10 protein-coding genes are annotated in these 11,801 nt (G+C 43.1%); 7 read left to right on the forward strand and 3 right to left on the reverse strand.

The features are described 5' to 3' along the window. Positions 1 to 163: 163 nt before the first annotated feature. Positions 164 to 418, forward strand: a complete 255-nt coding sequence (locus ACN9MR_RS05290) for a hypothetical protein (RefSeq protein ID WP_116251214.1) — start codon at positions 164 to 166, stop codon at positions 416 to 418. Positions 419 to 679: 261 nt separating this feature from the next. Here ACN9MR_RS05290 and ACN9MR_RS05295 read toward each other — a convergent pair whose 3' ends face one another. From ACN9MR_RS05295 to ACN9MR_RS05305, 3 genes are all read right to left on the reverse strand, one after another. Next, on the reverse strand, positions 680 to 1,189 hold the full coding sequence (locus ACN9MR_RS05295) for a GNAT family N-acetyltransferase (RefSeq protein WP_426328569.1): 510 nt from the start codon (positions 1,187 to 1,189) through the stop codon (positions 680 to 682). An 82-nt stretch (positions 1,190 to 1,271) separates the two neighbouring features. Next, positions 1,272 to 1,391 (reverse strand): helix-turn-helix domain-containing protein, encoded by a 120-nt coding sequence (locus ACN9MR_RS05300; protein ID WP_426328570.1) that lies wholly within the window; start codon positions 1,389 to 1,391, stop codon positions 1,272 to 1,274. Beyond that, complete coding sequence (locus ACN9MR_RS05305) at positions 1,354 to 1,620, reverse strand: SDR family NAD(P)-dependent oxidoreductase (RefSeq protein ID WP_426328571.1); 267 nt, start codon at positions 1,618 to 1,620, stop codon at positions 1,354 to 1,356. Before ACN9MR_RS05305 ends, ACN9MR_RS05300 begins: the two co-directional genes overlap by 38 nt. Positions 1,621 to 2,078: 458 nt before the next feature. Here ACN9MR_RS05305 and ACN9MR_RS05310 point away from each other — a divergent pair, with 458 nt between their 5' ends. From ACN9MR_RS05310 to ACN9MR_RS05335, 6 genes are all read left to right on the forward strand, one after another. Then, the gene (locus ACN9MR_RS05310) at positions 2,079 to 2,663 is read left to right on the forward strand and encodes an RNA polymerase sigma factor (RefSeq protein ID WP_426328572.1); all 585 of its coding nucleotides are present in this window, start codon (positions 2,079 to 2,081) and stop codon (positions 2,661 to 2,663) included. A 112-nt stretch (positions 2,664 to 2,775) separates the two neighbouring features. After that, positions 2,776 to 3,777 (forward strand): FecR family protein, encoded by a 1,002-nt coding sequence (locus ACN9MR_RS05315; protein ID WP_426328573.1) that lies wholly within the window; start codon positions 2,776 to 2,778, stop codon positions 3,775 to 3,777. A gap of 141 nt (positions 3,778 to 3,918) precedes the next feature. Next, positions 3,919 to 7,236 (forward strand): TonB-dependent receptor, encoded by a 3,318-nt coding sequence (locus ACN9MR_RS05320; protein ID WP_426328574.1) that lies wholly within the window; start codon positions 3,919 to 3,921, stop codon positions 7,234 to 7,236. A 17-nt stretch (positions 7,237 to 7,253) separates the two neighbouring features. Further along, positions 7,254 to 8,705 carry a RagB/SusD family nutrient uptake outer membrane protein gene (locus ACN9MR_RS05325; protein WP_426328575.1) on the forward strand — a complete coding sequence of 484 codons (1,452 nt, stop codon included), beginning with the start codon at positions 7,254 to 7,256 and terminating at the stop codon, positions 8,703 to 8,705. 11 nt (positions 8,706 to 8,716) lie between these two features. Further along, positions 8,717 to 10,642, forward strand: coding sequence for a TlpA family protein disulfide reductase (locus tag ACN9MR_RS05330; protein WP_426328576.1), 1,926 nt, complete (start codon positions 8,717 to 8,719; stop codon positions 10,640 to 10,642). A 466-nt stretch (positions 10,643 to 11,108) separates the two neighbouring features. Then, positions 11,109 to 11,594 carry a hypothetical protein gene (locus ACN9MR_RS05335; protein WP_426328577.1) on the forward strand — a complete coding sequence of 162 codons (486 nt, stop codon included), beginning with the start codon at positions 11,109 to 11,111 and terminating at the stop codon, positions 11,592 to 11,594. The last annotated feature ends 207 nt before the right edge of the window (positions 11,595 to 11,801 follow it).

Below are 11,801 nucleotides of genomic sequence, written 5' to 3' on the forward strand. Positions count from 1 at the left end.
AATTAAAATGTAGCGATAGTAATGTAATTTGCATTTAAATTAATACATCATTTTAAGTAAAAAATTAACTTTTAGATTACATACAAAATAAAGACTTACCATATTTTTGACCGTTCTCGAAATCTTATTTATAAAACAGGAAACGAAGATTTAAAAGCCAAAAATGAAATACTTAGTCAAAGAAATCAGTGACGGAAACTGCGATATTACATTATTGCCAGAAAACCTGAATGATAGAAATCTTTTAGCCGAAACAACGAAAAACCTTCAGCACGATTATCAGGAAACTATCCAATCGCATTATGAACATGCGTTGAAAAATGAAGTTCATGGCAATGCGGCATTTGTTTCCCTAAACAACGAGGAAAGCAATTATCCGAAAAGAGTAAATGTAAATTACCAGATTATCTTAAGTTAAGCGGATATTCTGCTGGCAAAGGCTTTCTTTATGGTAAAGAAAGCCTTTTTGTTTTAGGGTTCTTTTGGTTGAAAGGCAGTAAAATAAAAATGCTGTTGATTTATTGTGCTTTTTTCAAGATGGGCCTTCAGATAGGTGAGTTTACCGGATTGAATTTCACCAGTAACCTCAAAATCATAATGCTGATATAGCGAGATGTTTTTAGGATTTGAAGATTCGACATTTGCAATAAGTCAATCACGGTCAACGGCTTTAGGTGCTTCAGTCATCAGTGCAGTGACTATTCCCATATTTTGATATTACAAACCTAAAGATCTGAAATTTATTTATTAAAGGATAAGAAAATAACACAGTTTGTTCTTCAAAGCCTTCTGTTGCCCGGTAGAAATCAATAGCGTGCTGATCTTCCACCTCAGTTTGTAGAAACACTTCTTTATAACCCAGGTTTTTCGAGTATTCCTTAACTGATTCAATGAGCATTCTGCCAATGCCCTTGCGCTGAAAAGCAGGAAGAACTGCAAGATCGAAAACATAAACGGAGGACGATGTTACATAGTAGGCTGGCAGGATATAGCAGGTAAGCCCACCAACGATTTTATTATCATGTACTGCCACGAAAGAGAGAAAAGTTTCTTCAGAAAGTACCTTCTGTAAGTGTATTGCTGATGGCATCACTAAATTCTTCATTTCGAAGACATCTTCAAACAGGCGAATGAGTTCTGTAAAACGTTTAATATCGCGGCTGTTAAGTTTAATGATCTGGGGAGTCATTATAGCGGAATTAGGTAATAACTAATATACTACAATCTCAGTTAGAATTTCAATATATCAAATCGGTCAAAAAATGAAGCACTTAATTTAAAGATTGATCCCTAAAATAATTTGGCGAAACTCCGGCTTCTTTTTTAAATAGTCTGGAAAAGTAGGTAGGGTTCTCAAACCCCAGCGAATGAGAGATCTCCGCAATATTCATCTTTCCCTCCTTTAATAAAAGCTTTTCTAACAGCCTCAAAGCATGCAGCCTTATCGGTAACATCGAGCGTCAAAGCCAGCAATGTTGAAGCATATTCTTTTGAAAGTTCAGTTAAAGCTTGCGGGTTTCTTACTGCAACCACCACCTGATCGCCTCGTTTCAAAAATGCTTCTGCCCATATGCGGCCGAGGCCTCGGGATGCCCCGGTTATAAAAATTGTCTTTGCCATTGTTATCTGCTTAATTATGATATAAATTCATTGACAAAGTTCAGCTAAATAAGTGTTGGTAAGTGATACAAAAGTGGGTAATTGTAGAACGATTTTACGTAATTTGAAGCATATTCATCATCCACAACATAACAGGTTAGTTTCATGGGGATAATAGATAGACAAGTATTGGTATCCTTCAATTTATAGGTTAACAGATTATCGCAATTGTATCAATAATATAACACCCGAGTTGACCCCATCAGGGGGACTCAATAGGGCAAAATGGCACTGGTCGCAGCAAATAGTGAAGGCCAGCTTCGATGCACCCAACTAAACAAACCTGTCTGTTCTGACCACCACTGAAATCAAAATGTAAAAAAGGTATAGATAAACCTAATTTGACCCCGAAATTTTTAATTTTGATACCAATTTTAAGCTGTTATGTTTTTAATTTAAATCTACTAATTTTGTAGACCATGCAAGTTGTCAAAGATTCAGAGGAAGAGTTGTTGCTAAAGCTTAAAACAGGAAGTGAAGAAGCTTTTTCCTTTATCTATCAATTGCATGTAAATCGTATTTACAGTTTTTCTTTAAAGATCCTTAAATCTCCAGTGCTTGCCGAAGACCTCACACAGGAAGTTTTTGTCAGGTTATGGGAAAATTCTGCTCATCTGGATACCAAATTATCACTTCAGGGCTATTTATTTACCATAGCCAGGAATTTATCGCTCAACGTAATCCGTAAAGCAGCCAGAGAGACCATAATTACCGATGAGATCGCGAGGCACGCCTTTGATAAGTGTGAAGACGGCCTGGCCTATAGCGAGCACATGCAAACAAAAGCATTTATCTCGCGGGCCATTGAACTGCTGCCTTCACAGCGCAGAAAAATCTATGAACTATGCCATGGGCAGGGTTATTCTTATAAACAGGCTGCCGAGGAACTCGGGCTAAAGGATGCGACCATCAACAGTCAGATGGTCAAGGCCATCCGCTCGATCAAGCAATACCTCATTCGCAATGGCGCGCTCGTAGTGCTGCTTATTGTTCGGCCATTTTAACAATCAGAGATTTTTCTTTTTTTGCAGCCCTTTACCCCTGGGAAAAAAATATTTTTTCCTTGAGTAAATGTAGGGCGGCTCCAAAGTGTTATACCATTAAACACCGTCTATCTTGGAACAAGCGATTAAACAACTTTTCTTAAAATATATCAATGACCAGGCATCTCAGGAAGAAATTTCCCAAGTGCTCTCATTAATACAAAGCGGGGGGCACGAGCAGGAGTGGAATGAGGCGCTATCAGCATTCCAGGCCGATTTTCAGCAGGGAAATCAGCAGAAGGTCTCTATGGATGAACAGCTGCTTTATCAAAAAATCAAGGCCCGTACCACTTTAAGGCCGCAACGTAAATCCTTTAGCTGGATCGGTTATGCCGCATCTATACTTTTAGTCTGCACGGTCGCCTATTTTATGCTCCGGCCTGCATCCCAGCCAGTCGTTTTTGCGGAAAAAACGCCGGTGAAACCTGCGGTAGAGAAGAGCAGTGGGCACAGATGGATCAAACTTGAAGACGGAACTTCCGTTCAGCTCAACAGGGGCAGCCGTTTAGAATATGCTAGGGGCTTCAAAGGCAAAAAGAAACGCGAGGTATCACTCGTTGGAGAGGCCTTTTTTGATGTGGCACATGATTCTGCCCATCCCTTTGTAATCCACACGGGCGAGCTTACCACCACGGTGCTGGGCACCGCTTTTAACATTTCAGCATATCCGGGGCAAAAGGCTGTAACAGTAACGGTAATCAGGGGCAAGGTGATGGTGCAAAAAAAGGGTGAGACCCTGGCGGTGCTAACCCCTAATGAGCAGTTGAGCTGGCAGGGCGGCCAGGTAAGCCCACTCAAACATACAGTAAACACTGAGCAGACTCTATCCTGGAAGTCAGGAGATCTGATCATGGATGATGTTACCCTTGCTCAGGCCGCAGCACTCATTGCTAAACGTTATGGCGTTGAGGTTTCCTTTAAAAATGAAAAGGTGAAAAAGTGCCGCTTTACCGCTGCCTTTTTAGACCGGAACGAAATCGGCCAGGTAACTGAAGTATTAGCCGATATTACCGGGGCATCCTTTCAGCTCAAAGCTGGTAAACTTTTGATCGACGGGCCCGGATGTGAAAATTAATAACCAATCAAAAACAAACTAAATTTAATGAAGAAAAAAATATCGCCCACATGATATAGCAGAAGAATTAAGTAAACCCCGGCGGCCACCGGGGCTTACAACAGTTTTAAATCATATATCGAACAACCTAAAACCAATGCAATGTATTATAAAAATACACCTTTTGCAAGTCAGCCCCCGCTGACTTATCACTATACTATTACCCAAAAACTAAGATTTTTCATGAAAGTAAATGCGATCTTATTGGTTATCTCTCTCTTTGCCATGGGCAGCCTCTATGCCACCGACAGCTCGGCGCAGGGCCTGCAGGAAACCAATGTTTCCCTAGGGTTTTCCGGCGGCAGCCTTCAGCAGGCCTTTACAAAGATCGAGCGCGAAACCGATTTTCGCTTTGCGTATAAAAAACAGGTGCTTTCAGGGTTAACAGCGCCTGTTCTCACCTTGAAAAAGCGGAGCTTAAAACAGACCCTCGACGAGCTTTTAAAAGGCACGGGCCTTGATTATAAACTGCTCAACAACAGTATTATCATATTCAAATCTTTGGCATCCACCACTGAGACCAGCGCCAACCTTGGGGAGGTTACAGGAGTGGTCAGAGATGAAAGTGGTGCTGCTCTTCCAGGGGTTTCGGTTAAAGTAAAGGGAAAAACTGCCACAACGATAACCGATGCTAACGGGGCCTTTAAAATCCAGGCTTCTTCTGATGATATTCTTATTTTTAGCTACGTTGGCTATTCTGTTGCCGAAAGACCAGTACCGATGGGGAAATCTATCGACATCAGCTTATCGCCGCAGGCCGGAACCCTTGATGCGGTTGTGGTGGTCGGATATGGGACCACAACCAAACGGACCAATACCGGATCAGTAACCACAGTGAGCGCCAAACAGATCGGAAACCAGCCTGTAGCAGATCCCCTGGCTGCCCTGCAAGGCCGGGTTGCAGGATTGGATATCTCTTCGGTAACAGGTTACCCGGGTTCAGGATATAACGTGCGCCTTCGCGGGCAGAATTCGATTACTTCTGGAAATGACCCGCTTTACATTGTGGATGGAGTTCCCTTTACTTCGGAAAGCCTGAGCCAGTTTTCTGCTGCTAACGGCGCGCAGAGTCCCCTTTCCAGTATCAACCCGTCTGATATCGAGCAGATCGATATCCTGAAAGATGCCGATGCAACAGCGATTTATGGATCACGGGGAGCAAATGGAGTAATTTTGATTACCACAAAAAAAGGAAAAGCCGGAAAGGCAGAATTTAAGGCAAATGTACATACGGGAATCTCCTCAGTGAATAAACGGGTTAAAATGCTGGGCGGAGCGGATTATCTCGCCCTTAGGCGTGAAGCTTATGCCAAAGATGGCGTGACCCCGACCGATACCCAGGCGCCAGACCTATTATTATGGGATCAGACCCTTGATCAGAACTGGCAGGACCTTTTGATAGGAGAATCTGCAAACCTCTCGGAGGTTCAACTGGGCCTGAGCGGTGGCACTGAGCAAACCAGATATCTGATTAGCGGGACCTTCAGGGATGAAAAAATAGTTTTGCCCGGCGATCTTGGCTATAAACGGGGTGCCCTGAATATGTCGCTGAACCATAGTTCAATAGATAAGAAATTCCAGTTTAATAGTTCTTTGAAATATACACTGGATGAAAACAATACCCTGCAGAGCGATGTGACCAGCTTTTTTAATCTGGCACCTAATTTCCCGATCTATGATGCCAAGGGGGACTATTATTGGGTAGGAAATGAGCAGAACCCAATGGCCTATTTTGAACGTACCAGTTTGAGTAATACCTCAAATATATTTGGGAATACGACTTTGAGCTATGAGTTTTTAAAAGGCTTTAGTGCAAAGCTGGCCGCAGGCTTTAACAGGATGCATATGAAACAGACCCAGACACTCCCTAAACTGGGTTTTAACCCAGCTACCTATTCCGGTAGCAGCGCCAACTATGGAGACGGAAGTTTAAGCTCCTATATTGTAGAGCCCCAGTTAAATTATAACCTAAAACTGGGAAAGGGAAATCTCTCAGCTCTTGTGGGCGGAACCTGGCAGCACAGTATAAGAGAAGAGCAGGGACTCACCGGAAGTGGATACATCAGCGATCAGCAGCTTGACAATATCAAGGCGGCTACACTGATTACCCCAAGGAGCTACAGTTATGCCAAATACCGTTATACTTCGGTTTTTGGAAGACTGACATATAACTGGGATGAGAAATATATCATCAATGGTACCTTCCGCCGGGATGGTTCATCCAAATTTGGACCCAACAATCGCTTTGGGAACTTTGGCGCCCTGGGTGCTGCATGGATATTCAGCAATGAAGGTTTTATAAAGGAAAATATCCCTTTCTTAAGTTTCGGTAAGTTAAGAGGTAGTTTCGGAACGGTCGGTAATGATCAGATCGGCGATTACCAGTTTTTAGACAGCTGGACACCTACCACTTATCCCTATGGTGGTACAGGGGGGATATCACCAAGCCGTTTTCCTAATCCGGATTACAGCTGGGAAGTCAACAAAAAAATCGAGGCTGGGTTAGATCTGGGCTTTTTTAACGAAAGATTATTGCTCACTACAAACTTTTACCGAAACCGCTCCGGTAACCAGTTAATTGGTACTACGCTTTCTTCCCAATCTGGTTTTACCAGTTATCAGGCCAATCTTCCAGCGCTGGTAGAGAATACCGGATGGGAGTTTGAACTCAGTTCAGTGAATATTAGGGAGAAGGATTTTTCATGGAATACTGCTTTCAACCTGACTATTGCCCGCAATAAACTGCTGGAATATCCTGACCTGAAAAATTCGGCCAATGCCGCTAAATATTTCATCGGGCAACCCATTGGAATCGTAATGGGTTTTGATTTTCTTGGGATCAATCCGCAGACCGGTGTTCCTGAGTTCAGGGATGTAAATGGAGACAAGGTGATTACCGATCCGGCTGATCTGGTGGTGATCGGAAATGCAATGCCCAAATTTTATGGTGGCCTGCAGAACAGTTTTACCTATAAAAACTTCAGTCTTGATTTCTTTTTCCAGTTTGTAAAACAGGAAGGACCGGGGTTGAACTATGGCTATCAGAGTTATTCTAATGGTTATGCCCTTAGAAATAAAGACCTTAGTGCCCTTGACAGATGGACAACTCCGGGCGTTCCTGCAGTTATTCCGGGCGCCAGCGCCACAGCTGGCAAACCGATCTATACTGCCTATCAGAACAATTATCGCCTGTCGAGTGCGAACTGGGTTGATGCCTCTTTTATCAGACTAAAGAACATTTCTTTGAAATATGACTTCAAAGATCTGCTCAAGAGCTGGAAATTTAACAACATTTCGCTGTACCTGCAGGGGCAGAACCTCTTCACCATTACATCATATAATGGTTTTGATCCCGAGACCAAGGGCTATTCGATGCCTCCGGTAAGTGTATATACGGCAGGTGTACAGCTTTCATTTTAACCCTAAATAAAATTCCAATGAAAATTATCAATTATATATTGTTCATCGCAGTGCTCAGCTCCTCGCTGTCATGCAAAAAATATGTCGAAATCGAAGATCCAAAGGATCAGCTCGCCACAGGGACCGTTTTCACTACCGATGCTACCGCAACTGCTGCTATGGTGGGGATTTACTCCGACATGAATGCCTCCAATTACCAGTTTGCAAACGTGCTGACCAGCTTCACCTGTGCAATGGCCGCAGATGAATTTGTATATGCTTCGGTACTTGCCAACTTTGATGAGTTCAAGAATAATGCACTGACATCGGGCAATGGCTATGTAGGACTTATGTGGTCTTCGCCATATAATTTTATTTACCGCTCAAATGCTGTTATCGAAGGGGTTAGTGCATCTGGTACGCTAAGCCCGGCAGTAAAAAACCAGCTTTTGGGCGAGGCCAAGTTTATGCGCGCATTCTGTCATTTTTACCTGGTAAATTTCTTTGGTGATGTACCTTTGATCCTCAATACTGATGTGATTGCCAACAGCAGTAAACCAAGGACGCCAAAAGCAGAAGTTTATGCTGCGATCATCCAAGACTTAAAAGATGCTAAGAGCCTGCTTGTGTCGGCCTATCCGGGAAATGGCGAACGTACCAGGCCCAATAAAACCGCTGCCACACTGCTGCTTTCCAGGGTTTACCTTTACACTGGGGATAATGCGCTGGCAGAGGCTGAATCTACCGAAGTTATTGTGGCCACTACACAATATTCGCTCCTGAAAAACGCAGATCCCAATAACGCTGCCCACATGACCAAGGCTTTTTTAAAGAATTCTTTAGAGGCTGTCTGGCAGCTTCAGGTAGTCAATACCCTTGGGGGAAGAAATACCTGGGAAGGAAATACGCTCATCCCAACAGGTGCCCCCCTTTATCGTCTTACAAAAGGAAGCGATGGACTGGAATCAGGCTTTGAGGCTGGGGATAAGCGTTTTAGCAACTGGGTTGGGAATTACACCACTACAACGGCACCAATTGTTACCCATTACTATCCCTTTAAATATAAGGTGAGATTGGGCCCTGCCGGTGCTGCGGTTACAGAATACTCAATGATACTCAGATTTGCTGAAGCTTACCTGATCCGGGCGGAAGCTAGGGTAGGATTGAACAGGTTAAGTGACGCTAAGGATGACCTGAACGTGATCCGCGACCGGGCAGGCCTTGCACCTTTAGCCGTGGCAGCAACACCAGCTATAGCCATGGCCCAGGTGGAGCAGGAACGAAGGACTGAGCTATTCTCAGAATGGGGCCACCGCTGGTTTGATTTGAAAAGGTGGAAAAGCCTTTCAGGCGATCCTTCGAAATCCCGCGCGGATGATATTTTGCCGAAAAGCAAGTCATCCTGGAAATCCACAGCTGTGCTTTTTCCGATCCCGATCGAGGCGATGCGCACAAACCCCAATATGATCCAGAACCCCGGTTACAACTAATAATTAGAACGATGAGAAAAATAATTTTATGTTTTTTGTTCTCAGTGCTTGCATTCCTGCAGGCCTGGGCACAAAGCGTTTCGATTATACCCGAGAAAATAAAAAGAGGTGATACGGTTACCATACGTTATGACCCAACAGGTGCAGATGCGAAAATCAAGCCTGAAAGCTTATCAGTAACGATCGTGTTCACCTATTCCACCTTTTATGATCTCCCATGGAAAATGCCAATGGTAAAACAGGGTGAAATATGGACGGCTTCTTTTGTTGCCGGAAGGTTTGCCACTTTTGCCACCTTTTATCTTCAGAGCGGGGATCAGGTGCAGAAACCTGGCCCAGACCAGCACTATGCTTTAAAGGTGTTTGAGGGCGCGAAAAGGGTCAAAAGCAGTCTGCTCCACGAATCCTATAGCCTGTCGGCTCAGATACCTAAATCTCCTGACTTACAGGAACGGAAAGCTGCCCTGTTGGAAGAGGAATTGAAAAACAACCCCAGTAACTATGAAGCAAAAGTGGCGCTGCTCAATACCAGGATGATCATGGCGAAAAGTGCGGAAGAAAAGCTGAAGTTCAGGGAGCAAGCCAGAAAGATTATTGCCGCAAAGCTGGAGGAAAACCCGACCCTGCCAGGCAATGTGAACCTGGTTACCATGGGATACCTGATGATAGGCGAAAAGAGCAGGCTCGATTCGGTGCGCAGCGTGATCATGCGACGTTTTCCCCAGGCAGATATTTCAAAAGATCTCCGTGCTTCAATTATTGCAAAGGAGCCTGATGCCGCAGTGAGGATAGCAAAGCTTGAAGCGTTGCTGAAAACAGGAAATCACCCTGATGGAGAAGGATCTGAAAATATTCATAAAATGCTTTTTGAATATTATGCTGCTCAGAAAGATTCGGTCAGGGCATTACTTCATGCCTCAAAACTCAATGCCAGGGCTACGCCCTACACACCGCAGACGCTGAAAGATATCGCCACCACGCTGACCGCGAGCAAGATTGCACCATCGGCAGCTATCGGCTATGCCAACAGATCGCTAAAGATAGCAGAGCAGTGGCCTGTAGGGATTATCAGGTATTTCCCCGAGTTTGGTTATATCCCTTCTTTTGTTCCCGATAGTGTAAGAAGGCTTACTGTAGCCGAGGCAAAGTCTGGCCTGCTTTCACTCAAAGCGCTTAATTTCCTTAAGTTAAAGCAGGTTGATTCTGCCAAAAAACTGGCAGATGAGGCGATAAGGACTTCAGATGGGAGAGATGGGCTGATCAATAGTGCCGAAGTATCGGCCCAGCTCGGCGAACACCGTAAAGCCTTTGATATCCTTTGGAGGTTACTGGTCAAAAACCCAACGGATTCCCTTGTGCTAAAAAGTGCCAAACTCAACTTTTTAAAATATAATAGCTCAGAAGAGGATTTCCGCTCGAAGGTAGCAGAGCTGGAAGCTTTGGAAATCAATCAGCTGACTGCTAAAACCAGGCTGCTGATGATGAACAAGCCTGGCCCCGAGCTTTCAGGTCTGGTGGATCTGGAAGGAAAACCGGTTAGCGCTGAAATGATGAAGGGAAAAATCGTCATCCTTGATTTTTGGGCAACCTGGTGCGTTCCCTGCATGCAGGAAATGCCATATTTTCACAAGGTTTTTGAAAAATACAGAAACAACAGGGATGTTATGTTCATGGTGGTTAATAGCGGCTCTAACAATACCATTGAAGACGCCAGGAAATGGGTAAAGCAGAATCCCCAGTATCAGTTCCCTGTTTACTTTAATAATGACAAAAATATCGGTGAAAAAGTGGGCTTTAACGTAATCCCTACAATAGCCGTTATTGATCAGCAGGGTAAAATGCAGTTTAGGACCATTGGCTTTGAAGGCGAGATCCTCCAAAAAAAACTGGATGTAGAAATTTCCATCCTGCTCAAAAGACAGATTAAAACCGAATAGCTGTTCGGCCGGCATTTAATGGCTTTTTTATATCCAAGCCGGCCGCTGTTAAGACGGCTAATTTTGCAGGCGGTGCTATGGGTAACATAATGGTAAAAAAGTGGAAGGCCTTTGTCCAAATTCTCTATTGCTATTATCCCAGGCTTTTTATCATCATCGCTCAAAATAGTTCCAAACAGGGAGAATTGCCAAGAGCTGGTCATGACCATATACTAAGCAATCTGGGCATGGTTCAACATCCTGAATTCGCCTACAGGAGCTTCTTGTTCGTTATCATGCCGCATGGTGGACAGACTCAGTCCGAGCAGATGGAGGTATTTCTTGCCCTCCACCATGATGGTGAATCTTGGTGTGATAAAGTCTGATTTCGGCACAACATATTGACCTTTGCTGCCAATCTTTTTATTAACTGTTGGCTCAGAATCGTAATTTAATTACTTTTGAAGAATTACATTAATTTAAAAAAATGCTCAGATACATCTCTTTTAGCATCTCAATTGCCATCATTTCCTGGATAGTCGGCCTAATAATAAATGCACTTTTAGTTAAAACCAGCTTTTATCAAAAAAAACTTACGAATTTAATCATCATCAGGAATCCGGCTTTCAGTAAAAGAATCGGACTAGGAATATTTCTCTGGATCGTTCAAAATTCATTCTTTAAATATTTTAATCCCAAACTTTCTATAAAAAAGAAAATTAAGATAAGCGAATTGGATAATCTCCGTCATGAAATGACTATCGCTGAAGTCGGCCATTTGATTGCATTCATCTTTGTGATGATCTTTGCAATCGTAAAAGTACTTAACGGTCAGTTTTTATTTGCATTGATTATGATGGTTATAAATATTCTACTGAATTTATATCCATCCTTATTGCAACAGGAAAACAAAAAAAGGATCGATCAATTCAAAATTAGACTTCGTTCAAGACCATCAGCTAGCGGAACCTGAAAACAATCAAAGAACCACTGTACAATATCATGATCCTAAAATGGTCTTAGTAGGAAATAGATAATTAAAGGAAACGTACATCTGGAAGCTGTTAAAAATGTTTCCATGGGCTAAATAGCTGAAAAATGCACCCATTAATTTATTACTTCCCCCATATGCGAATTTTTATTGTATATCATTCGGCGTCTGCAGATAACAATTTAACGA

The sequence above is a fragment of the Pedobacter sp. R-06 genome (assembly GCF_049913135.1).
GTDB lineage: Bacteria > Bacteroidota > Bacteroidia > Sphingobacteriales > Sphingobacteriaceae > Pedobacter.